General features: G+C 68.3%; 21 protein-coding genes. 6 read left to right on the plus strand and 15 right to left on the minus strand.

Translation table 11 applies throughout. The features are described 5' to 3' along the window. Positions 1–22 precede the first annotated feature (22 nt). The 5 genes from DTS01S_RS21445 to DTS01S_RS21465 form a co-directional block, all read right to left on the minus strand. Positions 23–487, minus strand: a complete 465-nt coding sequence (locus tag DTS01S_RS21445) for a TfoX/Sxy family protein (RefSeq protein WP_017404774.1) — start codon at positions 485–487, stop codon at positions 23–25. A gap of 23 nt (positions 488–510) precedes the next feature. Beyond that, on the minus strand, positions 511–1,677 hold the full coding sequence (locus DTS01S_RS21450) for an acyl-CoA dehydrogenase family protein (protein WP_016446004.1): 1,167 nt from the start codon (positions 1,675–1,677) through the stop codon (positions 511–513). An 84-nt stretch (positions 1,678–1,761) separates the two neighbouring features. Then, the gene (locus DTS01S_RS21455) at positions 1,762–2,163 is read right to left on the minus strand and encodes a lysozyme inhibitor LprI family protein (protein WP_026062212.1); all 402 of its coding nucleotides are present in this window, start codon (positions 2,161–2,163) and stop codon (positions 1,762–1,764) included. 61 nt (positions 2,164–2,224) lie between these two features. Next, positions 2,225–3,748 carry a CoA-acylating methylmalonate-semialdehyde dehydrogenase gene (locus DTS01S_RS21460; protein ID WP_017404776.1) on the minus strand — a complete coding sequence of 508 codons (1,524 nt, stop codon included), beginning with the start codon at positions 3,746–3,748 and terminating at the stop codon, positions 2,225–2,227. Positions 3,749–3,951: 203 nt separating this feature from the next. Next, on the minus strand, positions 3,952–4,491 hold the full coding sequence (locus DTS01S_RS21465; RefSeq protein ID WP_223275353.1) for a MarR family winged helix-turn-helix transcriptional regulator: 540 nt from the start codon (positions 4,489–4,491) through the stop codon (positions 3,952–3,954). Positions 4,492–4,613: 122 nt separating this feature from the next. Between DTS01S_RS21465 and DTS01S_RS21470 the strand changes: the two genes are divergently transcribed. After that, positions 4,614–5,594, plus strand: a complete 981-nt coding sequence (locus tag DTS01S_RS21470) for a tripartite tricarboxylate transporter substrate binding protein (protein WP_016446007.1) — start codon at positions 4,614–4,616, stop codon at positions 5,592–5,594. Between the two features lie 50 nt (positions 5,595–5,644). Then, complete coding sequence (locus DTS01S_RS21475; RefSeq protein WP_017404779.1) at positions 5,645–6,883, plus strand: flavin-dependent oxidoreductase; 1,239 nt, start codon at positions 5,645–5,647, stop codon at positions 6,881–6,883. 413 nt (positions 6,884–7,296) lie between these two features. Here DTS01S_RS21475 and DTS01S_RS21480 read toward each other — a convergent pair whose 3' ends face one another. The 5 genes from DTS01S_RS21480 to DTS01S_RS21500 all read right to left on the minus strand — a co-directional run bounded on the left by DTS01S_RS21480 (position 7,297) and on the right by DTS01S_RS21500 (position 12,120). After that, a complete protein-coding gene (locus DTS01S_RS21480; protein ID WP_017407801.1) occupies positions 7,297–8,334 on the minus strand; it encodes a Bug family tripartite tricarboxylate transporter substrate binding protein in 1,038 nt (345 codons plus the stop codon). A 116-nt stretch (positions 8,335–8,450) separates the two neighbouring features. Then, positions 8,451–9,092: a maleylacetoacetate isomerase gene (maiA, locus tag DTS01S_RS21485; protein ID WP_017407800.1), complete on the minus strand. Its 642-nt coding sequence runs from the start codon at positions 9,090–9,092 to the stop codon at positions 8,451–8,453. Positions 9,093–9,111: 19 nt separating this feature from the next. Further along, on the minus strand, positions 9,112–9,819 hold the full coding sequence (locus DTS01S_RS21490) for a fumarylacetoacetate hydrolase family protein (protein WP_017407799.1): 708 nt from the start codon (positions 9,817–9,819) through the stop codon (positions 9,112–9,114). 38 nt (positions 9,820–9,857) lie between these two features. Beyond that, positions 9,858–10,895, minus strand: coding sequence for a cupin domain-containing protein (locus DTS01S_RS21495; protein WP_061288717.1), 1,038 nt, complete (start codon positions 10,893–10,895; stop codon positions 9,858–9,860). 16 nt (positions 10,896–10,911) lie between these two features. Beyond that, positions 10,912–12,120, minus strand: a complete 1,209-nt coding sequence (locus DTS01S_RS21500) for a 3-hydroxybenzoate 6-monooxygenase (protein ID WP_026063007.1) — start codon at positions 12,118–12,120, stop codon at positions 10,912–10,914. A gap of 204 nt (positions 12,121–12,324) precedes the next feature. Here DTS01S_RS21500 and DTS01S_RS21505 point away from each other — a divergent pair, with 204 nt between their 5' ends. From DTS01S_RS21505 to DTS01S_RS21515, 3 genes are all read left to right on the plus strand, one after another. Then, positions 12,325–12,861: a MarR family winged helix-turn-helix transcriptional regulator gene (locus DTS01S_RS21505; RefSeq protein ID WP_012205532.1), complete on the plus strand. Its 537-nt coding sequence runs from the start codon at positions 12,325–12,327 to the stop codon at positions 12,859–12,861. Between the two features lie 14 nt (positions 12,862–12,875). Beyond that, a complete protein-coding gene (locus DTS01S_RS21510) occupies positions 12,876–13,778 on the plus strand; it encodes a LysR family transcriptional regulator (protein WP_016446014.1) in 903 nt (300 codons plus the stop codon). 76 nt (positions 13,779–13,854) lie between these two features. Continuing rightward, positions 13,855–14,913 (plus strand): patatin-like phospholipase family protein, encoded by a 1,059-nt coding sequence (locus tag DTS01S_RS21515; protein WP_061288719.1) that lies wholly within the window; start codon positions 13,855–13,857, stop codon positions 14,911–14,913. Positions 14,914–14,934: 21 nt separating this feature from the next. Here the strand turns inward: DTS01S_RS21515 and glyA are convergent, their stop codons facing one another. The 4 genes from glyA to DTS01S_RS21535 are packed head-to-tail and all read right to left on the minus strand — an operon-like array spanning position 14,935 to position 19,664. Next, a complete protein-coding gene (glyA, locus tag DTS01S_RS21520; RefSeq protein WP_061288721.1) occupies positions 14,935–16,209 on the minus strand; it encodes a serine hydroxymethyltransferase in 1,275 nt (424 codons plus the stop codon). A gap of 46 nt (positions 16,210–16,255) precedes the next feature. Further along, entirely contained in the window at positions 16,256–17,494 is a 1,239-nt protein-coding gene (locus tag DTS01S_RS21525) for an aspartate aminotransferase family protein (RefSeq protein WP_082774935.1), read from the minus strand. A gap of 57 nt (positions 17,495–17,551) precedes the next feature. Then, on the minus strand, positions 17,552–18,403 hold the full coding sequence (locus tag DTS01S_RS21530; protein ID WP_061288725.1) for a YggS family pyridoxal phosphate-dependent enzyme: 852 nt from the start codon (positions 18,401–18,403) through the stop codon (positions 17,552–17,554). 4 nt (positions 18,404–18,407) lie between these two features. Then, positions 18,408–19,664, minus strand: a complete 1,257-nt coding sequence (locus tag DTS01S_RS21535; protein WP_061288727.1) for a benzoate/H(+) symporter BenE family transporter — start codon at positions 19,662–19,664, stop codon at positions 18,408–18,410. Positions 19,665–19,855: 191 nt separating this feature from the next. Here DTS01S_RS21535 and pdxR point away from each other — a divergent pair, with 191 nt between their 5' ends. Further along, positions 19,856–21,388, plus strand: coding sequence for a MocR-like pyridoxine biosynthesis transcription factor PdxR (gene pdxR / locus DTS01S_RS21540; protein WP_061288729.1), 1,533 nt, complete (start codon positions 19,856–19,858; stop codon positions 21,386–21,388). Between the two features lie 30 nt (positions 21,389–21,418). Here pdxR and DTS01S_RS21545 read toward each other — a convergent pair whose 3' ends face one another. Next, a complete protein-coding gene (locus DTS01S_RS21545) occupies positions 21,419–22,699 on the minus strand; it encodes a serine hydroxymethyltransferase (RefSeq protein ID WP_174538920.1) in 1,281 nt (426 codons plus the stop codon). Positions 22,700–22,797 lie beyond the last annotated feature (98 nt).

Below are 22,797 nucleotides of genomic sequence, written 5' to 3' on the forward strand. Positions count from 1 at the left end.
GGGGCTCTCCTGCAAAGGGGGCTTACTCGTCGCCGAAGATGGGGTGCTTGCGTGTGCGGCGCCCGGCCGGGGCGGGCAGCGCTGGCGGTGTCTTGGCGTCGGCGGGCGCGGGTTCGCTGGCCTGGGGCTTGCGCTTTTTCGGCGGCGTGGCCTTGGCGTGGGGGTTGAAGGCCAGGGCCTGGGCAATCCAGTGCTGCCACTGCTGGCGCGTGGCGTAGGCGGCGGGACCGATGAAGAAGTAGCCGTCCATCTGGCCCTTGGACGAGAGCGGGCGCAGGCCCGGCGTCTCGGCCACGGCCGCGTGCTGCGAGGGCGGCAGCCGCACCAGCAGTTCGTCGTCTTCCACGCCCAGGCACAGCTTGCCGTTGACCATGAAGACATGGCAGCCGAACATGCGCTTTTCCTGCACGTCGTCGCAGCCGGCCAGGGCTTCGCGCACGGCGTCTATGAGGTGCAGCGTGGTGTCGGAAAGCGGGCGGGCGGGCATGGCGCGGGCTGGATGTGGATGAATCAGCGGATCATGTCCGGCGCATCGCCTTCCAGCATGCGCCGCGCGATGATGACGCGCATGATTTCGTTCGTGCCTTCGAGGATCTGGTGCACTCGGGCATCGCGCATGAGGCGCTCCAGCGGGTATTCGCGGATGTAGCCGTAGCCACCGTGCAGTTGCAGGGCCTCGTTGCAGACCATGAAGCCGGCATCGGTGGCAAAGCGCTTGGCCATGGCGCAGTAGGTGGAAGCGTCGCGCGCGCCGGCATCGAGCTTGGAGGCGGCCAGGCGCACCATCTGGCGCGCGGCCACGAGTTCGGTGGCCATGTCGGCCAGCTTGAACTGCAGGGCCTGGAAGCTGGCAATGGGCTTGCCGAACTGCTTGCGCTCGTGCATGTACTGCTGGGCCTGGGTGAGCGCGCCCTGGGCGGCGCCCACGGAGCAGGTGGCGATGTTGATGCGCCCTCCGTCCAGGCCCTTCATGGCGATCTTGAAGCCTTCGCCCTCGCGGCCCAGCAGGTTCTGGGCGGGAATGCGCACGTTGTCGAAGCTGATGACGCGCGTGGGCTGGCTGTTCCAGCCCATTTTTTCTTCCTTCTTGCCGTAGCTGATGCCGGGCAGGTCGGCGGGCACGGCAAAGGCGGAGATGCCGCTGGCGCCCGAGCCTGCGTCGCCCGTTCTGGCCATCAGCACCAGCATGTCGGTGCTGCCCGCGCCGCTGATGAAGGCCTTGGCGCCGTTGATGATGTATTCGTGGCCCGCCAGCTCGGCCCGGGTCTTGAGCGAGCCGGCGTCCGAGCCTGCGCCGGGCTCGGTCAGGCAGTAGCTGGCCAGCTTGCGGCCGCTGGTCAGGGCCTCGCCCCATTCGGCGCGCACGGCGTCGGTGGCCCAGGTGCCCAGCATCCAGGTGGCCATGTTGTGGATGGTGATGAAGGCGGTGGTGGAGGGATCGACGGCGGCCAGTTCCTCAAAGACCATGGTGGCGTCCAGGCGCGGCAGCTGCAGGCCGCCGGCGTTCTCGGGCGCGTACAGGCCGCAAAAGCCCAGTTCGCCCGCCTTGGCGATGGCCTCGCGCGGGAAGATGGATTCACGGTCCCAGTGCGCGGCATGGGGCGCGAGTTCGGCCTGGGCAAAGGCGCGGGCCGATTCGGCAAAGGCGCGCTGGTCGTCGTTGAGTTCGAAGTCCATGGCTGGCTTGTCTCCTGCGTTGGGCTCTGGGGCCCTTGTTGTTCTGGGGGGGGGCTGTCGGTGGCTGTGGGGGGCGTGCGGCGGTCAGTGCTGCAGCCAGCGCTCCAGTGCTTGCATGCGCTCCTGTGTCGCGGCCGTGAGGCATTCGTGGTACAGGCGCGGGCCTTCGGGCTGGGTTTCGCTGTCGCGCGTGGCGGCCTTGCAGCGCGCCGTGCGGCCCTTGATCCAGCCGTTCTGGTCGTGGCGCAGGCCCGTGCGCTTGCCCTGGGGCAGTTGCTGCATGACGTCCAGGTAGCGGATGTTGAGCGCGGTGTCGGCCTCCTGGAAGACCTGGACCGCGCAGGCATTGCGGCTGGCGGCGGCGGTGGAGGCCGGGTCGCAGGCTGCACCGGCCTGCGCGTGTAGGGTCAGGGGCAGGGCGGCCAGGATGGTCAGCAAGGCGGCACCCAGGCCCCGGGAGAGGGAGGCGGTCATTGGAAAACGCATGCCGCCATCATCCCAGAGCCGGGGCCTGCCCCGGATCAATCCAGGCCTGCCGACCCGTGCATCAGCGCAGGCTGATGGTGGTGTTCACGCCCTGGCTGGTGGTGCTGTCGTCGAACCAGCGCGCCGTGACGGTCTTGGTCTGCGTGTAGAACAGCACGACCTGCTTGCCGTAGGGGCCCAGGTCGCCCAGCTTGGAGGCGCGGCTGCCCGTGAAGGAGAACAGAGGAACCGGCACGGGAATCGGCACGTTGATGCCGACCTGGCCCACGTCGATGTCTTCCTGGAACTTGCGCGCCGCAGCGCCCGACTGCGTGAAGATGGCCGTGCCGTTGCCGTTGGGGTTGGCGTTGATGAACTCGATGGCGTCGTCCAGGCTGTCGGCAGCCGCCAGGCACAGCACGGGGCCGAAGATTTCCTGGTCATAGACGCTCATGCCGGGCTTGACGCCGCTGAACACGGTGGGGCCGACGAAGTTGCCCTTGTCGTAGCCGGCCACCTGGGGCTTGCGGCCGTCCAGCTCCAGCTTGGCGCCGTCGGCCAGGCCGCGTTCGATCAGGCTTTCCACACGCGACAGCGCCGCGCAGGACACCAGCGGGCCCACGTCGGTGCCGGGCTCGGTGCCGCCGCTGACCTTGAGGGTCTTGGACTTTTCCACCAGCTCGGGAATCCACTTCTGTGCATCGCCCACCAGCACGGCCACCGACAGCGCCATGCAGCGCTGGCCTGCCGCACCGAAGGCTGCGCCCAGCAGGGCGTTGAGCGTTTGCTCCTTGTTGGCGTCAGGCATGACGATGGCGTGGTTCTTGGCGCCCATCATGCATTGCACGCGCTTGCCGGCCAGGCTGGCACGGTTGTAGACATGGGTGCCGACCTTGGTGGAGCCCACGAAGCTGATGGCCTTGATGTCGGGGTGATCGCAGATGGCGTTGACCACGTCCTCGCCGCCGTGCACCACGTTGAGCACGCCGGGCGGAATGCCGGCTTCCAGCGCCAGCTCGCACAGGCGCATGGTGACCATGGGGTCCTGCTCGGAGGGCTTGAGCACGAAGGTGTTGCCCGTGGCAATGGCCATGGGGAACATCCACAGCGGAATCATGGCCGGGAAGTTGAAGGGGGTGATGCCCGCGCACACGCCCAGGGGCTGCAGCACGGAATAGGTGTCCACGCCGTTGGCCACGTTGTTGGCCAGCTCGCCCAGCTGCAGCGAGCCGATGTTGGCCGCATGCTCCACCACTTCCAGGCCGCGGAAGACATCGCCCTCCGCGTCAGGCAGGGTCTTGCCCTGTTCGGCGGTCAGCAGCGCGGCCAGCTCCTTCATGTTCTCGCGGATCAGCTGCTGCAGCTTCAGAAAGATGCGGGCGCGCTGGCCGATGGGCGTCTTGCGCCAGGTCTTGAAGGCTTCCTTGGCGTTGGCGACGGCGGCGTTGACCTCGTCGGGCGTGGCAAAGGGCACGCGGGCCAGTACTTCCTGCGTGGCCGGGTTGACCACATCGCGCCATTGGGTGCTTTGGGATTCGACCAGCTTGCCGTTGATCAGCAGCTTGACCGTGGGCGCCAAAACCTTGGCGGACGTGGATGCATTCATGGCTTGTCTCCTGTTGCGGTGGTGTCGGCCCGGCATGCCGTGCGCCGGGCGTTCATCGCATGGTAGCTGTGCGGTTTTTCGCAAGCAATGGAGATGTTTGCAGTATGCATGTGCGTTTTTGCACATCGGCATGCCAACTCGGCCACGCCAAAAAAACATGGCCTGCGGTGTTCGCAGGCCATGCGGGTTCAGGGCTTGAAGGCTCAGTCCGTACCGGTGGCCGGCAGGCGGTCGTCTGCAGCGGGACTGGAGTGGTGTACGGCGCGGGCGGCGGGCTTGTGCAGCGGCTCCAGCTTCACGCGGGCGCTGGCGCCCAGGCCGGACTCCAGCTTGGTCAGCAGGCGCAAAAGCTCCTGCAGTTCCTCGTCTTCCAGCGGAGAGACCAGGCGGTGATAGGCCTGGTCCACCAGCGGCACGCTGGCGGCCAGCAGGGCCCGGCCCTTTTCGGTGAGCGTGAGCTGGTGCTGGCGGCGGTCACGCGTGCTCAGCGCGCGGTGCACGTACTCGCGCTCTTCCAGCCCGCGCACCAGGCGCAGCGTGGTCACCTTGTCGAAGCCCATGGCGCGCGCCAGGGAGCTTTGGTCGGAGCCGGGGGAGGCGTCGATCAGCACCAGGGCGCCGTACTGGGGCGGCGTCAGTCCCAGGGGGCGGCATTGCTCTTCAAAAATGCCGACCGAAATCTGGTGGGCGCGCCGCAGCAAAAAGCCAGGGCGCTGATATAGCGGCAGTGGTGCAGGCGTCATCGTGTCCATATGCGTCTAGTATTCTTGCAGAGATGTCCAGTATTCATTCGATTTCCACCAATTGTGCCCATTCTGGTGCATGATTACCATGCGTTTGCATGCTAACTACAAAAGAGGTCTACATGCGAAATTTTGTTGGCAGACGGCAATTTTTGAAGACAAGCGGATTGGGAGTATTGGGTTTACCCGTAGCAGGCGCCATCGCCAGCACCGAGAGTGTGCCTCTGAAATTGATTGTGCCTTTCACTCCGGGGACTGGAATCGACACGATTGCGCGAACGATCGGGCCTTTGCTGGCCAAGCGCCAGGGCCGGCCCGTGGTGGTGGAGAACAAGCCGGGCGCCTCTGGAAATATCGGAACCGAGGCCGTTGTGCGCTCGCCCGCCAATGGCCAGACGCTTTTGGTGACAGTGAATACCCTGGTGATGAACGCATCGCTGTATCCCAAATTGCCATTCAATCCGCTGACGGACCTCGAGCCTGTAACGCTGACCAGCTGGGGACAGCTGATTTTGGTGACGCCCACGGCCTCCGCCTATCAGACGGCGGCCGATCTGGTGAAGGCCGCCAAGGCCTCGCCGGGCCGCATCAATTACGCATCGCCGGGAGTGGGCACTCCGCACCATATGGCGATGGAGCTTTTCAAGAGCACGGCGGGCGTATCGATCACGCACATCCCTTATCGCGGAACAGGGCCGGCGCTGACGGACCTGCTGGGCGGCCAGGTGGAATGCATGTTCCTGCCCATTCATGTGGCATTGACGCATGTGAAGGCCGGCAAGCTGCGCGCGCTGGGCATTGGCAGCCAGCGGCGCCACCCGCTGCTGCCCGATGTGCCCACGCTCAAGGAGGCCAAGGCGGGCGATGTGAACGTGGATATGTGGTACGGCGTGTTTGCGCCGGCCGGCATGCCGGCGGACCAGGTCGATGCCCTCAATCGCGAGATCCGCGCGATTTTGGCGTCGGAGGAAGTCCGGCATGCCTTCGCGCCCCAGGGCATGGATCCGGCCGGCAGCACGCCGGCCGAGTTCAAGGCCCTGGTGCAAAAGGACGCCCGGCGCTGGGCCGATCTGGTCAAGGCGCGGGGGATTACCGCCGAGTAGGCGGGGCGGGCGCCAACAGCGCCCCTGGAGAAAGCATGGAGAGTCAGCGGATGAAAGTAGCGATCGTGGGGGGCGGCATCGGAGGCCTGTGCCTGGCATTGGCCCTGCATCAAAGAGGCATTGCCTGCGAAGTCTTCGAGGCCGTGCCCGAGGTCCGCGAGATCGGCGCGGGCATTACCCTGCTGCCGCATGCCATGCGTGAACTCAGCGACCTGGGCCTGCAGCCGCAGCTGGAGGCGCTGGCGATCGAGAACCTGGAAAGCGTGTTCTTCAATCGCTATGGCCAGTTCGTCTACCGCGAGCCGCGCGGCCGCCATGCGGGCTACGAGCTGCCCGAGCTGGGCATCCACCGTGGCCGCCTGCACCGCGTTCTCTTCGAGGCTGCCGTGCAGCGCCTGGGCCCGGGCGCAGTGCACACGGGCCACCGCTGCGTGCGTGTGGACCAGTCGGCCCATGGCGCCACCGTGCATTTCGCGCCGGATGCCCAGGGCCATGTGCCGCCGTCGGCCACGGCCGACATCGTCGTGGCCTGCGATGGCGTCAACTCCGCCGTGCGGCGCCAGTTCTATCCGCAGGAGGAGCTGGCCTTTGGCGGCATCAACACCTGGCGCGGCGTCTCGCGCTTCAAGCCCATCCTCACGGGCAAGAGCTATCTGCGCATCGGCTCGGTCGATACCGGCAAGATGGTGATCTATCCCATCGAGGACAACGTCGATGGCCAGGGCATGCAGCGCATCAACTGGGTGGCCGAGATCCGCGACCCGCAGATGCGCATGAACGACTGGAACCGCGCAGGCCGCATGGAGGATGTGCTGGAGATTTTTGGCGGCTGGAGCTTCGACTGGCTGGATGTGCCGGCCCTGATCCGCTCGGCCGAGACCATCTTCGAGTACCCCATGGTGGACAAGGACCCCGTGGACCAGTGGAGCTTCGGCCGCGTGACCCTGCTGGGCGATGCGGCCCACCCCATGTATCCGCGCGGCTCCAACGGCTCGGCCCAGGCCATGCGCGATGCGCGGGTGCTGGCCGACCTGCTGGCCGCCGATCCGCAGGGCGACCCGCTGGCGCTGCTGGCAGCCTACGAGGCCAGCCGCCTGCCCGCCACCAGCCAGGTGGTGCTGACCAACCGCTCCACACCGCCCGACTTCATCATCATGAAGGCGGACGAGCTCAGCGGCGGCCAGCCCTTCGGCCATATCGACGAGCTGATCAGCCAGGACGAGCTGCGCGCCATTGCCCGCCATTACGAGCAGGTGGCGGGGTTTGCGAATCCGCAGTCGCAAGGGTGAAGTGGTTGGGCAATGAGCTGGCTTGGCAGGTATTCAGTATTGCATCCCGACTCTTTTTGGGTCCCTGCCCGGCGGTCGTTTTTCGAGGCCGGGTTTCGGCCCGGCGGCCGACCTCCTTTCTTGTCGCGCGACAAGAAAGGAGGCAAAGAAACGCGCCCAAATGCCCGCGTCCCCTTCGCTTCGCTAAGGGGCGACCTGCGTCGTGGCGGTCGCGGGGTTCGCCGTGAAACTCACTTCGCGCTGCGCGCTACGTTCAGACAATCACGGCCAGTCAGTTGACGAAGCAGTCCTGTCCTTCGGCAGGACTGCAACCCCGCAACCGCCACGACGCAGGCACGGGCATATGGGGAGGAGGGGCCGGGGTACGGGGGCGACAGGGCGCTACGCCCCGTTGCCTTGTCTATTCGGTGCTCTCAATCCAGGCTGATATTCGCCTTCTGGATCAGCAGCTTGTACTGGTCCGCCTTGGTCCTGGCGAATTTCTCCATCTCCGGCACTTCCCAGGTGATGGGCTGGAAGGCGAAGGTGGCGAATTTCTCGCGCACCTGCGGGTCCTGCAGCACAGCGACCACGTCGGCGTGGATCTTGTCGCGCAGGACGGTGTCCACGCCCTTGGGTGCCAGCAGGGAGACGAAGGAGTTCACGATCAGTTCGGCGGGGCCGCCCGATTCGGCCACGGTGGGCACGTCGGGCACCTGGGCGATGCGCTGGGGCGCGGCCACGGCCAGGTAGCGGATCTTGCCGGATTTGTAGATGCCCTGGCTGGAGGGGAGGCTGGCAAAGCTCCAGGCCGGATCGCCATTGGCCACCGAGGTGTAGAGCTGGCTGACCTCGCGGTAGGGCACATGGGTCATCTTGCTGCCGGTCAGGAAGTCCAGCCATTCGCCGCCCAGGTGGCCGGGGCTGCCCACGCCCCAGGAGCCGTAGCTGACCTTGCCGGGCTCGGACTTGGCCGCCTTGATCAGGTCGCCCATGCTCTTCCACGGCGAGTTCGTGGGCACGGCCACGAAAAAGGGCGTGAGGAACAGCGGCGCCACCGGGTCGAAGTGCTGCAGCGGATGGAAGTTGCGCTGCTTGTAGAGGTAGGGCAGGGCGGAGACATGTTCGCTGTCGAGCTGCAGCAGGGTGTAGCCGTCGGGCTTGGCGCGGCGTGCGGCTTCGATGGCGACAAAGCCGCCGCCGCCTGGGCGGTTGTCCACGGTCACGCCCTGCTTCCAGCGCGCGGCCAGTTTTTCGCCCACGATGCGCAGCACGGCGTCAGGGCCGCTGCCCACGGCAAAGGCCGTGATCACGGTGACGGGGCGCGTGGGAAAGCTGGCGGCGCTGCTGGAGCCTGCCTGCGCCCAGGCGCAATGCAGCGGGGCGATGGAGGCCAGCAGCAGGGCGGCGCCTGCGAGGGCCTTGCGGCGGGAGGGGGCGGTGCCGAGGCGGCTGGATGGGGATGCTTTCACAGTCTGTCTCCTGTTGGATCTGCTTTTTTCACTGCTTGCAATGCCCCGGTCCTTCTGGCGAGGACTCGGGGCGGGTTAGGGCTGCCGGCAAAGGCGCGGCGGGGTTCAGGCGAGGTTCAGCCGGCGTCAGGCTGGGCCAGGGGCGCGGCCTGTGCAAAGGCGGGCAGGGCCGCGCAGGCCCTGTCCACAGCGCTGATCAGCGGCCAGCGGTTCAGGTCCACGCCAAAGCGGCGTGCGCTTTCGATCTGGGGCACTAGGTAGACATCGGCCAGCGTGGGTGCGTGGCCGAAGCAGAAGTCGCCGCGCCGCGTGTCGCGGGCCAGCAGGGCTTCGATGGCGTCGAAGCCGTCGGCAATCCAGGTGGCGCACCAGGCATTGATGGCGGCTTCGTCCGCACCGAACTGGCGGCGCAGGGTCTGCAGGATGCGGCGGTTGTTGATGGGATGCACGTCGCAGCCCACGATGGCGGCCAGCGCGCGCACCTGGGCGCGGTCCTCGGGGTCGGCGGGCAGCAGCGGCGGCTCGGGATGGCGCTCTTCCAGCCATTCGATGATGGCCGGCGACTGGATCAGCGTGCGGCCATCGTCCAGCGTCAGCGCCGGCACCAGGCCCTGCGGGTTGACCTGCTTGAACGGCGCCTGGGCCTGCTCGTCCACGCGCAGGTCCACGGGGAAATAGTCAGGGCGCAGGCCTTTGAGGTGGAGCGCGATGCGCAGGCGGTGCGAGGTGCCGCTGCGGAAAAAGCTGTAGAGCTTCATGGTGGTGGTCTCCCCGGTCTTATTCAGGCTGGCCCACGGTGAGCGCGATCTCGCCCACGCCCTGCACATGGCCGGTGATGCGGTCGCCCGGCAGCACGGCACCCACGCCTTCGGGCGTGCCCGTGTAGATGAGGTCGCCGGGTTGCAGGTGATAGAACAGCGAGAGGTCGGCAATGATTTCGCGGATGTTCCAGATCAGCTTGTCCACGTCGGACTGCTGCCTGGTCTCGCCATTGACGGCCAGTGCAATGGCGCCGGATTCGATCACCTGGCCCGGCATGGGCACGATCTCGCTGGCTACCGAGGACTGCTCCACATCCTTGCCCAGGTCCCAGGGCCGGCCCTTGTCGCGCGCCACCAGCTGCAGGTCGCGGCGCGTCATGTCCAGGCCGCAGGCGTAGCCGTAGATGTGTTCATGCGCCTGGTCCGCCGCAATGCGAAAGCCCGCCTTGCCGATGGCCACCACCAGTTCCATCTCGAAGTGGTAGTTGTTCGTCTCGGGCGGGTAGGCCACGGTGGCACCCGAGTCGGTCAGGGTGGAGGGGGCCTTGGTGAAGTAGAAGGGGCGCTCCACGCTCTTGTCCACCGGGCGGCCCATCTCGACGGCATGGGCGTGGTAGTTGCGGCCCACGAAGAACAGGCGGTTCACGGGCAGGCGCTGCGTGCTGCCGCGCACGGGCAGGGATTGGACGGGGGGCGGGGTCCAGAGGTATTGGGGGGCGGTCATGGTATTGGCGATGGGGGAGGAAAGAGACATCGGAGGATTCAAGGCCGGACTTCGTAGAGGCCCAGCTTTCGGTGCAAAGGCGCCTCGTCGGCCAGGAAGAGGAAGGCGGGCTCGCTGGCGCTGGCATTGGCCAGCGTGGCGGGCGCCCAGCCGGGCACGCAGCAGGTGTCGGCCGGGGCCAGGTCGAAGTGGCGGTCCACGGCGGCCACGCTGGCGCCGCCCTCGATGACATGGAACACGCAGGCCGGCGAGCGCGCGGGCAGCTGCAGCGTCTGGCTCGGGCGCAGCATCAGCGCGTAGAAGCCCAGGATGTTTTCGCAGTCGGCCCCGGTCTCGGGGTTGGTGTAGGCCAGCTGCACGCAGTCCAGGTCGGGGCGGTCGGCGGCCAGCTCCAGCAGCGCGGCGCGGGCATCCTTCCACGGGTAGCGCAGCATGGGGTAGGCCTTGGCGCTGCGGGCGAACACCTGCGTGGGTGCCAGGCCGCCGCGCGCATATGCCCGGTCGCCACGGCCGGGCAGGGCGGGCTGGCGCGGGCCGTCCACGTGGTAGGTGACTTCCAGGTAGTAGGCCAGGGGCAGGTCCAGCACATCGAGCCAGACCACGGGCTCGTCGCCGTCATGGCCATGCTCGTGCCACAGGCCCGTGGGCGTGAGGATCAGGTCGCCGCGCTCCATAGGGCATTTCTCGCCGTCGACCAGGCTCCAGGCGCCCTGGCCTTCCACCACCATGCGCACGGCATTGGGCGTGTGGCGGTGCGAGGGCGACCACTCGCCGGGCAGCAGCAGCTGCATGCCCAGGTAGATGGAGGAGCTGGCCTGCATCTTCTCCAGCCCATGGCCGGGGTTGGCCAGCACCAGCACGCGGCGCTCGGCCTTTTCGATGGGCGTCAGCTCGCCGGCCTGCATCAGCAGCGGGCGGATGGCCTGGTAGGGCCAGGCAATGGGCTGGGTGCGCGGGCGCGGCGTGTGCGGCGGCATCACGTTGCGCAGGCTGGGCCACAGCGGCACCAGGTTGTTGCGCGCGAGTTCGTCGCGGTAGTCCTGGGGCAGGTCTTCCAGGCGGCCAAGTTCTTGCATGGCGGTCTCCTTGTGTTCAGTCTTCGGAGAGGCAGGTTTCGGCCTTCCAGCCGTACAGCCATTCCATGGCGTCGTAGAAACGCTGGGGCGTGCGGCCCTTCCAGAGGTCGTTGCGCACCAGGCGCTCCACGCCGCTGGCGTGGAAGATGCGGCCCATCTCGCGCGCGGACAGCACCACGCGCGCCGTGCGGGCGATGCGCGAGCGCTCGTACAGCCGCAGCGCCTGCGGCCAGTCGTTGCCGCAGCGCTTGAGCGCCTGGCCCAGCGTCACGGCGTCTTCCAGCGCCATGCAGGCGCCCTGGGCGATGTATTGCAGCGTGGGGTGTGCGGCATCGCCCAGCAGCGTGGCGCGGCCGAAGCTCCACTGGCCAATGGGCTCGCGGTCGGCCGTGGCCCAGCGCTTCCAGCTTTTGGGCAGGTCTATGAGCTGGCGTGCGCGCGGGCAGCAGTCGCGGTAGTAGCTTTGCACCTCTTGGCGGCTGCCTTCGCGCACGCCCCATTCCTCCTGCTCGCGGCTGTGGAAGGTGACGACCACGTTGTACTGCTCGCCGCCGCGCAGCGGGTAGTGCACCAGGTGGTAGTTGGGGCCGACCCAGATGCTGGCCGCGTTCCAGCGCAGGTCCTCGGGGAAGTCGTTCTTCTCCACCACGGCGCGGTACACCACGTGGCCGGAGACACGCGCCGCATCGCCCACGTACTGCTGGCGTACCACGGACTTCACGCCATCGGCGCCGATCAGGGCCTGGCCCACATGGACCTGGCCGTGCTGGTCGCGCACGGTGACGGTGTCGCCCTCCTGCTGCACGGCTTCGATGCGCGTGCCCGTCAGCGTCTCGATTTGGCCGTGGGTGCGCGCGCCTTCAAGCAGCGAGGTGTGGATGTCGGCGCGGTGGATCACCGCATACGGGTTGCCGAAGCGGGCGCGAAACGCCTCGCCTGTGGGAATGCGGCCGACCAGCCGCTCATCGAGCGCGTCGTGCATCACCATCTCGTCGGTATAGACGGCGCGGCCACGGGCCAGCTCGCCAATGCCCAGCGCGTCGAAGGCCGCGAATGCGTTGGGGCCCAGCTGTATGCCGGCGCCGATCTCGCCCAGCTGCGGCGCCTGCTCCAGCACCTTGACGGCGAATCCCTGGCGCGCCAGGGCCAGCGCGGCCGCCACGCCGCCAATGCCGCCGCCTGCCACAAGAACGGGCAGCGCCCGGGAAGAAATGCTGGTGCTCATGGATGTCCTGTGCTTCGTGGTGCATGTCGCCAGCCTGCGGGTCAGCTGCGTCGCGACTAATTAAACAGTATGCTGACGATGAGTGTAGTGTTGATTTGCATCAGGCCAGCCTGGGGTTTCCCTGGATGCAGGCAAAACGTTGGTGGACAGCATGTCCGGGTGAATCACCTGTCCGCCAGCCAACGCCAACGGAGGGCGCGGTTCATGCGAACATCTGCGCTTGCCCGCAGGGACCCGGAAAAGAGCGCAATGGCCATGGACTACCAACCCGCAGAACTAGAAAACTACCCCGGCTACCACATCCGCCGCCTGCAGCAGATCGCGGTGGCCGTCTTCATGGAAGAGACCCAGGAATTCGGCGTGACCCCCGTGCAGTACGCGGCGCTGTCGGCCGTGCTGCGCCAGCCCGGCGTGGACCAGCGCACGCTGGCGCGGATGATCGGTTTCGACACCTCCACCATTGGCAGCGTCATCGACCGGCTGGAGGCGCGCGGCCTCATGGTGCGCAACACCAGCCCGGCCGACCGGCGCGTGCGCCTGCTGTCGGTCACCGCAGAAGGCGCTGCGCTGCTGGCCGCTGCCGAGCCCTCGGTGCTGCGGGCCCAGCAGCGCATGCTGGAGCCGCTGCCGCAGGAGCAGCGGGGCCTGTTCATGGACATGATGGCCGTCCTGGTGCGGCAAAACGACGAGCTGGCGCGTGCGCCCAGCACGCTGGCCGCGCGCCGCGCCGCTGCCGACTGAGGCGGCCTCGACCCATGGACTGGGACCACCTGAGATTCTTTGGCGAGCTGGCGCGCAGCGGCAGCATGGCCGCCGCCGCGCGGCAACTGGGCGTGGAGCACACCACGGTGTCGCGCCGCATCCAAGCCCTGGAAAAGCAGCTGGGGGCCGTGCTCTTCGAGCGCGAAGCGGGCCAATGGCGGCCCACGGAGGCCGGCCGACAGCTGCTGGGCGTGGCAGACGCCATGCAGCGCGCCGCAGCCGGGCTGGAGCGCATGCCGCTGGCGGCGGAATCCACCAGCCAGGGCCCGTCCGGCCTGGTGCGCGTGGGCGCCACCGAGGGCTTCGGCACCCAACTGCTGGCCCCGCAGCTGGCCGCGCTGACGCAGCGCCATCCGCTGCTGAGCATCGACCTGCTGGCCCTGCCGCGCCTGCTGCACCTGTCGCGGCGCGAGGCCGACATCGTCATCTCGCTGGAGCGCCCCACGCGCGGCTCGGCCGTGGTCACCAAGCTCACCGACTACCGGCTGTTCCTCTACGGCCAGCGCGAATACCTTGCGCGCCGCCCGCTGGTGGCGCGCACCGAGGACCTGCGCCACCACAGCTTCATCCACTATGTGGACGACCTGCTGTTCACGCGCGAGCTGCAGCTGCTGTCCACCCTGTTCCAGCCCGAGCGCTTTGCCTTTCGCAGCACCAGCATCACCGCCCAGTACGAGGCCGTGCGCGCCGGCGCCGGCCTGGCCGTGCTGCCCGCCTTCATCGCCGACCGCGACCCCGTGCTCAGTCGCGTGCTGCCCGCCGAGGCCTGCTTCACCCGCACCTTCTGGATGAGCATGCCCTCGGATGCCCGGCAGGTTCAGCGCATCGAGGCGGTCTGGGGGTTTTTGAGGGAGGCTGTGCAGGGCATGGGCGGCTTGCTGAAGCCCAGAGCCTGAGGGCCTGCGGCGGTCAGGCCCCTGCCGCTATACTGCCCGCCCCGAATCTCGTCATCCGACAGCAGGATCTTCCGGCATGCGCCTCCAAGCCCTTTTGCGTCCACTGGTGTACCTGAGCCTGGCGGGGCTGGCCGCTTGCGGCAGCAACCCGCCCAGCCCCTCGGCGGCCACGCCCGAGTCCACGCCCACCGCGCCGGGCACACCCGTGGCGCCCATCAGGATTGGTCTGGCCCTGGGCGGCGGGGCCGTGAAGGGCTTTGCCCATATCGGCGTCATCAAGATGCTGGAAGCCAATGGCCTTGCGCCCGCGGTGGTGTCCGGCACCAGCGCGGGCAGCGTGGTGGGGGCGCTGTATGCGAGCGGCATGAACGCCTTCGAGCTGCAGGAAAAGGCCGTGGCGCTGGATGAGACCAGGATCCGCGACCTGCAGCTGTCCTCGGGCGGCCTGCTGGTGGGGCAGAAGCTCGAAGACTATGTGAACGAACAGGTGGGCCGCAAGCCGTTGGAGCAACTGGCCAAGCCCTTCGTGGCCGTGTCCACGCGGCTGGAAGACGGCGAGCGCACCGTGTTCGCGCGCGGCAATACGGGGCAGGCGGTGCGTGCCTCCAGCAGTATTCCGGGTGTGTTCCAGCCCGTGGCCATCGGCAAGTTCCACTTCGTCGATGGCGGCATCACCAGCCCCGTGCCCGTGGACGCCGCGCGCCAGCTGGGCGCCGATCTGGTGATCGCCGTGGACATCTCCAACAAGGCCCGCGGCAAGGCGCCCGAGAACATGCTGGGCGCCCTGGGCCAGTCCATTGCCATCATGGGCCAGAAGCTGGGCCAGGCCGAGCTGGCCCGCGCCGACATCACCATCCGCCCCAAGGTGCTGGACATCGGCCCGGCCGACTTCACCCAGCGCGCCAGCGCCATTCTTGAAGGCGAAAAGGCCGCCGTGGCCGCCATGCCCCAGATCCGCGAGCGCATCGCCCAGCTGCAGGCCGAGCGCGCCAAGGCCGCGAAGCTGGCCCAGCAAAAGGCGGCCGAAGCCCAGTACCAGGCCTGCCTGGACCAGCGCTCGCGCATGCAGAAGCTGGCGGAGATGGCGGGAATGGACGGCGCCTGCGCCAACCCCAACCTCAACGCCAACCCCTGATCCACCACGGCTGCGCGCGGTCTATCCGTACACCGGATAGCGGGCGCACAGCTCCGTCACCTGATCGCGCACCTGCGCCGCCACCTTGGCAAAGCGGGCGCCTTCCTGCGCGTCCAGCGCATCGAGCACATCGCACAGCCAGCCGGCCAACTGCTTGCACTGCGCCTCGCCGAAGCCGCGCGTGGTGACGGCGGGCGTGCCTATGCGCAGGCCCGAGGTCACGAAGGGCGAGCGCGGGTCGTTGGGCACGGTGTTCTTGTTGGTGGTGATGTGCGCCTCGCTGAGCGCGGCGTCGGCGTCCTTGCCGGTGTAGCTGCGGTCGGACAGGTCGATCAGCATCAGGTGGTTGTCCGTGCCGCCCGAGACGATGCGGTAGCCGCGCTGCTGGATCACGGCGGCCATGGCGCGGGCGTTGGCCAGCACCTGGCGCTGATAGGCCTTGAACCCGGGCTGCAGCGCCTCCTTGAAGGCGACGGCCTTGGCGGCGATCACATGCATCAGCGGCCCACCCTGCACGCCGGGGAACACGGCCGAGCTCAGGCGGCGGTTGAAGGTTTCGTCCTGTCCCTTGGACAGGATCAGGCCGCCGCGCGGGCCGCGTAGCGTCTTGTGCGTGGTGCTGGTGACCACATGCGCGTGGGGCAGGGGGCTGGGGTATTCGCCCGCAGCCACCAGGCCTGCGACATGGGCCATGTCCACCCAGAACACGGCGCCCACCTTGTCGGCAATGGCGCGCATGCGGGCCCAGTCCTTGTGGCGCGAGTAGGCAGAGAAGCCGCCGATGAGCATGCGGGGCCGGTGCTCCAGGGCGATGCGCTCCATCTCGTCGTAGTCGATCAGGCCCGTGGCGGGGTCCAGGCCGTAGGGGACGATGCGGTAGTGGCGGCCCGAGAAGTTGGACGGGTTGCCATGCGTCAGGTGGCCGCCCTGGGCCAGGTTCATGCCCATGACGGTGTCGCCGGGCTGGGCCAGCGCCAGGAACACGGCGGCATTGGCCTGGGCGCCGGCATGGGGCTGCACGTTGGCGTAGTCGCAGTCGAACAGCGCCATGGCGCGTTCCACGGCCAGGCGCTCGGCCACGTCCACGTTCTCGCAGCCGCTGTAGTAGCGCTTGCCGGGGTAGCCCTCGGCGTACTTGTTGGTGAAGACCGAGTTCTGCACCGCCATCACCAGCGGGCTGGCGTAGTTTTCGGAGGCGATGAGTTCCACATGGTCTTCCTGGCGGCGTTTCTCGCTCTGGATGGCCTTGGCCAGCTGCAGGTCGAAGTCGGCCAGGGTCAGGGATGCGTCGTACATGGGTGAGTGGTTCCTGTGTCGTGGCAAGGGCTGGGGGAATCGATGGTCATGCAGCTGCCAGCTGGCCTGCGGCGGGCGCGCCTGCCTGCGCGGCGCTGGCCGGCTCCAGCAGGCAGGCCAGGCGGGCGACGATGTCGTCGATCTGGCGCTCGTCGCATATCAGCGGCGGCAGCAGGCGGATGGTGGATTCGCGCGTCACCGTGATCAGCAGGCGCTGCTGGGCCAGCGCGCGACCCACCAGGTCCTGGCAGTTGCGGTTCAGCTCGATGCCCACCATCAGGCCCTGGCCGCGCACGGCCAGCACGTCGGGGTGGCCGTGCAGCGCCTGCTGCAGGCCGTTGAGCAGGCGCCGGCCCAGTTGCTTGGCGCGGCCGGGGATGTCCTCGCTCTCCATGATGTCCAGCACCGTGCAACCCACGCGGCAGGCCAGCGGGTTGCCGCCAAAGGTGGAGCCATGCTGGCCGGGCGAGATCAGGTCGGCCGCAGGCCCGCGCGCCAGGCAGGCACCGATCGGAATGCCGTTGCCCAGGGCCTTGGCCAGGGTCATCACATCGGGGGCGATGCCCGCATGCTGGTGGCCGAACCAGGCGCCGGTGCGCCCCAGGCCGGTCTGGATCTCGTCGAGCATCAGCAGCCAGCCATGCCGGTCGCACAGGCTGCGCAGCTGGCGCAGGTAGTCGGGGCTGGCCAGGCGGATGCCGCCTTCGCCCTGCACGGGCTCGATCAGCACGGCCACGATGTCCCCATGCTGGGCGGCGGCGCGGTGCACGGCCGCGATGTCGTCATAGGGCACGCGCACGAAGCCCGGCATCAGCGGCTCGAAGCCGCGCTGCTTGGCCGGGTTGCCCGTGGCCGACAGCGTGGCCAGCGTGCGGCCGTGAAAGCCGTTGTCCATCACCAGGATCTGCGGCCGCGCCACCTGCCTGCGGTGGCCGTGCAGGCGCGCCAGCTTGAGCGCGGCCTCGTTGGCCTCGGCGCCGGAGTTGCAGAAAAAGGCCGTCTCCATGCCGGCCAGGGCGCACAGGCGCTGGCCCAGGCGTTCCTGCCAGTCGATGCGGAACACGTTGGAGGTGTGCAGCAGCAGGCCGGCCTGCTCGGCGATCACGGCGGCGATCTCCGGGTGCGCGTGGCCCAGGGCGGTCACGGCCACGCCGGCAATGGCGTCCAGGTATTCGGTGCCGTGCTCGTCCCAGAGCCGGGCCCCACGGCCACGGACGAAGGAGACGGGCTGGCGGGCATAGGCCTTCATCAGGCGGGAATCAAGGGGTTGCATGGCTTTTTGCATGTCAAGGTCCTCAAGCGGGGTCAGGGTTGAATCGAAAAGGGTGGCGAGGGGGCGCGTTCAGGGCAGCGCCAGGGCGGCGGGATCAGGGCCGCCGGCGGGCCAGTAGAAGCTGTCCGGCTGGGCGCGGGCGCCGAAGATGGCCTGGCCCACGCGCACCACGGTGGCGCCTTCCTCTATGGCGATCTCGAAGTCGCCGGACATGCCCATGGACAGTTCATCCAGCGAGATGCCCGCCGGCGCGCTCTGGCGCAGCTGGTCGCGCAGGCTGCGCAGCAGCACGAAGCACTGGCGCACGCGCTCGGCCTCGCTGGAGAACAGGGCCAGCGTCATCAGGCCGCGCACGCGCAGCGCACTGAAGGCGGGCAGGGCCTGGAGGAATCCCTGCAGCTCGTCGGGCGGCAGGCCGTACTTGCTGGCCTCGCCCGAGGTGTTGACCTGCACGAACACGTCCAGCGCCCGGCCTTCGGCCTGCAGGCGGCGGTCCAGCGCCTCGGCCACGCGCAGGTTGTCCAGCGCCTGGAACTCGCTGGCAAAGCGTGCCACGAGCTTTGCCTTGTTGGTCTGCAGGTGGCCGATGACGGACCACTGCAGATCGGCCAGGTCCTGCATGGCCTCCCACTTGCCGAAGGCTTCCTGCACCTTGTTCTCGCCCAGCATGCGGCAGCCCGCCGCGTGGGCCAGGCGCAGGCTGGACTCGGGCTTGGTCTTGCTCACGGGCAGCAGGCGCACGCTGGCCGGGTCGCGCCCTGCGCGGCGGCAGGCAGCGGCCATGCGCGCGTGCACGGTGGCCAGGTTGTGCCGGAAATCGTCCACCGTCTCGGCCTGGGGGTAGCGGCCGTGCTGGTCGTGGCGCGTCAGGGTGTCGGCGGCTTGGGCGGTGCCGCCGGTGGTGTCTTGTGTCGCAAGCATGGTTTCAGCTCCTTTTGATGGCGGCATCGGCGGCGGGCACGTTGCCGGTGCCCGCCTCGCTGCGGGCGGCCCGGCGCGGCCACTGGCCGTTGAGCACGGCATGGGCCACCAGGCCGATGACCAGGCCCCAGAAGGCGCCGCCTATGCCCAGCATGGAAATGTTGGCGGCGGCGGCCAGGAAGGTGATCAGCGAGGCCTCGCGGGTTTTGGCATCGGCCAGCGCATTGGCCAGGCTGCCGCCGATGGTGCCCAGCAGCGCCAGGCCCGCCAGCGTGGTGATGAAGGTGGCCGGGAACGCCATGAACACGGCCGCCAGCGTGACGCCGAACACACCCACCAGGATGTAGAACACGCCCGCAGCGATGCCTGCGATCCAGCGCCTGGACGGCTCTTCATGCGCCTCCTTGCCCGTGCAGATGGCGGCCGTGATGGCGGCGATGTTGAAGGCGTGCGAGCCGAACGGCGCCATCAGCAGCGAGCCCAGGCCCGTGAGCGTGACGATGGGGTTGGCGCTGGTCTTGAAGCCATCGTTGCGCAGCACCAGCATGCCGGGCATGTACTGGCCAGTCAGCGTGATCAGGAACAGCGGCAGGGCCACGCTCAGCAGGGCGTTGAGCGTGAATTCCGGCCGCGTGAACACGGGCGCGGCAAAGCGCAGCTGCAGCCCGGACAGGTCCACACGGTCCTGCGCCAGCAGGAACGCCAAGCCCAGCGCCAGGATGCCGACCACCGCATAGCGCGCCGTCAGCCGCTTGAGCAGAACGTAGGCCACGATCAGCAGGCCGGCCAGCACCGGGTCCACGCTCATGCCGCCAAAGGCCTTGATGCCGAACTGCAGCAGGATGCCCGCCAGCAGGCCCGAGGCCACGCCGGGCGGAATCAGCCGGATCACGCGCTCGAACCAGCCCGACAGTCCCAGCACCACGAAGGCCGCGGCCGACACCACATAGGCGCCCACGGCCTCGGCATACGGCGTGGTGGCCAGGGCCGTCACCAGGAAGGCGGCGGCCGGCGTGGACCAGGCCGTGATGATGGGCTCGCGCGAGAGCCAGCTGAGCACCAGCCCGGTGACGCCCACGCCAATCGAAATCGACCACACCCACGAAGCCGTGAGTTCCGGGCTCAGGCCGGCCACCTTGGCGGCCTGGAACACCAGGATGAAGGTGCCGCCGTAGTTGACGATGACCGAGATCAGCCCGGCCACCACGGGGTGGATGAGGTCGCTGAAGCGAAGGGGTGAGTGTGTGTCTGATGAAGGCATGGTCTTCTCGTTTTCCTTGGGGGTTGGATTCCTGGCTGTCTGGGGAAAGGGGTATTTGAGCGCTGAAGTGGACTGAATGATCCATACACTTCGCTCTCTTGTTGCAGACCACTTTGCAATGGGCGCGCAGCATTTGCATCAGTACAATGGCCTGCCAAAGAGGTGCAATGAGATGAAAGGCGGCAGACCGCATGAGCAAGACCTTCGAGCTTGAGACCCTGAAGATCCGCATGGGAGATGCCGACCTGCGCCAGCTGGACCTGCACCAGCGGGTGCAGCGCGCCATGCGTGCGCTCATCCTGGATGGCGCGCTGCTGCCGGGCCTGAAACTGCCGGCCACGCGCTCGCTGGCCGACTCGCTGGGCATTGCCCGCGACACGGTGGAGAACGCCTACACCCAGCTGCACCGAGACGGCTTCATCGTGCGGCGCCAGGGATCGGGCAGCTATGTCTCCGAGACCATCGGCACCGAGCTGCGGGGCCGGGCGGCGCGGCGCGGCCGCTTGCCCGAGCACGAGCGCAGCGCCCATGCGGCCGGTGCTGCCGGTGCTGTCGGTGCCATAAGGGCCGGTGCCGGCCTGAGCCGGCGCGGCCAGGCCATCGTCGATGGCGGCGGCATCGCCGACCAGCAGACCATTCGGGCCTTTGCCACCGGCCTGCCCGAGACGCGCACTTTTCCCACCGATGTCTGGGAGCGGCTGCAGCGGCAGGCGCTCAAGGACTACCGGGCCAGCGTCCTGCTGCACGGCGACCCGCAGGGCGCCGAGCCGCTGCGCAAGGCCATTGCCACCTACCTCAACCTGGAGCGCGGCGCCAAGGTGGAGGCCGGGCAGATCGTGGTGCTCAGCAGCACGCGGCAGGCGCTGTTCCTGTGCGCGCAGCTGCTGGTGGATGCGGGCCGGCCCATCCTGCTGGAGAACCCGGGCTACTTCGGCGCCCGCAAGGCCTTCGAGTCGGCCGAGGCCAAGGTCCTGCCCATCGACGTGGACGCGCAAGGCATTCGCACCGACCTGCTGCACGCCGACCGCAGCGGCGCCACCTGCGTCTATGTCACGCCATCGCGCCAGTACCCCACGGGCGTCACCATGCAGCTGGAGCGGCGGCTGGACCTGATCCGCTGGGCATTCGAGCGCGGGCGCTGGATCATCGAGGACGACTACGACAGCGAATTCCACTACGACGGCATGCCCACCGCCTGCGTGCAAGGCCTGGACAAGCACGCGCGCACCATCTACATCGGCACCTTCGGCAAGACCCTGTACCCGGGCCTGCGCATGGGCTACATGGCCTTGCCGCAGGAGCTGGTGCGCGCCTTTGTCCAGGCGCGCAGCATCATGGACGGGCACACGCCCCAGATCCAGCAGCTGACGCTGGCGCGCTTCATGGAGGACGGCCACTACAACTCCCACGTGCGGGCCATGCGCAAGCTGTATGCGGGGCGGCGCGAGGTCATCCTCGAATCCATAGGCAGGCACCTGGCCGGCATCGTCACCGCGCCAAGGCCCCAGGGCGGCATGCAGGTGCCCTGCCTGCTGGAGCCCGGCTGGTCCGAGGAAGACACCATCCGCCGCGCCGCCGCGGCCGGCGTGCTGCTGCAGGGGCTCAGCCGCCTGTACGCGGGCGAGCAGCGGCAGCCGGGCTGGCTGCTGGGCTATGCCTCGCTCACGGCCTACGAGATCGAGGCCGCCGTGCTGCGCCTGGCCAACGCGCTGCGAAAACCCTGACAGGTTGGGAGAAGCCGGGCGCTGCATGCCTCAGTAGGGCAGGGGAAAGCGCCCGGTCAGGTCGGACACGCCTTCGTGGATGGACTTGAGCGTGCGCGCGTTCATGGTGCCGCTGCGTATGCCGCCCAGCGTGGCAAGAATCATGTCGCCGATCTCGCGGAACTCGTCGGCGCCCATGCCGCGCGTGGTGCAGGCCGCGCTGCCCACGCGGATGCCCGAGGTCACCAGTGGCCGCGCGCCATCGCCGGGCACGGCGTTCTTGTTGACCGTGATGCCGATCTGCTCCAGCGCCGTTTCGGCGGCCTTGCCCGTCAGCTCCCAGGGGCGCAGGTCGATCACGCCCAGATGGCAGTCCGTGCCTGCGGACACCACGGACAGCCCGCCCTGCGACAGCCGGTCGCACAGCACGCGGGCGTTGTCCACCACGGCCCGCGCATAGGTACGGAAGGCGGGCTTGAGCGCCTCGCCCAGCGCCACCGCCTTGGCCGCCACCACATGCATCAGCGGCCCGGACTGCAGGCCCGGAAACACGGCGGCGTCTATGCGCCTGGCGATCTCGGCGTCGGCCGAGAGGATCATGCCGCCGCGCGGCCCGCGCAGCGTCTTGTGCGTGGTGGTCGTGGTCACATGGGCGTGCTCCACGGGCGAGGGGAACACGCCCGCGGCCACCAGCCCCGCCACGTGCGCGATGTCGGCCATGAAGATGGCGCCCACCCGGTCGGCAATGCGCCGGAACTCGGCCCAGTCCATCTGCCGTGAATAGGCCGAGCCTCCGGCAATGATGAGCCTGGGCCGCTCCTTCAGCGCAATGCGCCGCACCTGGTCCATGTCGATGAGTTGGGAGCGGGCGTCCACCTCGTAGCTGATGGACTGGAACCACTTGCCCGACACGCTCACGCTGGAGCCATGCGTCAGGTGCCCGCCCGAGCGCAGGTCCAGCCCCATGATCTTGTCGCCGGGCTCCAGGAACGCCAGGTACACGCCCTGGTTGGCCTGGCTGCCCGAGTGCGGCTGCACGTTGGCGTGCGCGCAGCCGAACAGCGCCTTGGCACGCGCAATGGCCAGGTTCTCCACGGCATCGGCATTGGCGCAGCCGCCGTAGTAGCGCACGCCCGGATAGCCCTCGGCGTATTTGTTGGTCAGCACCGAGCCCTGCGCCTCCATCACCGCGCGGCTCACGAAGTTTTCAGAGGCAATCAATTCAATCGAACGCGCCTGCCGTGTCCGCTCGGCCGCTATGGCGTCCCAGGCCTCGCTGTCCGCGTGTTGGAGTTCCAGGGAATTGATTCTGGGGAGCGATAAATCGTCCATGTCGCATTGGCTGTCTTGGAGGCGCTGAAGCACGGGAATCGGCAGCGCCCGGATTATGGAAGGATTTGGAAACCAGGGCGCATCGGGAATGGGCAGTC

Origin of the sequence: Delftia tsuruhatensis NBRC 16741 (genome assembly GCF_001571325.1) — a bacterium.
Taxonomy (GTDB): domain Bacteria; phylum Pseudomonadota; class Gammaproteobacteria; order Burkholderiales; family Burkholderiaceae_C; genus Comamonas; species Comamonas tsuruhatensis.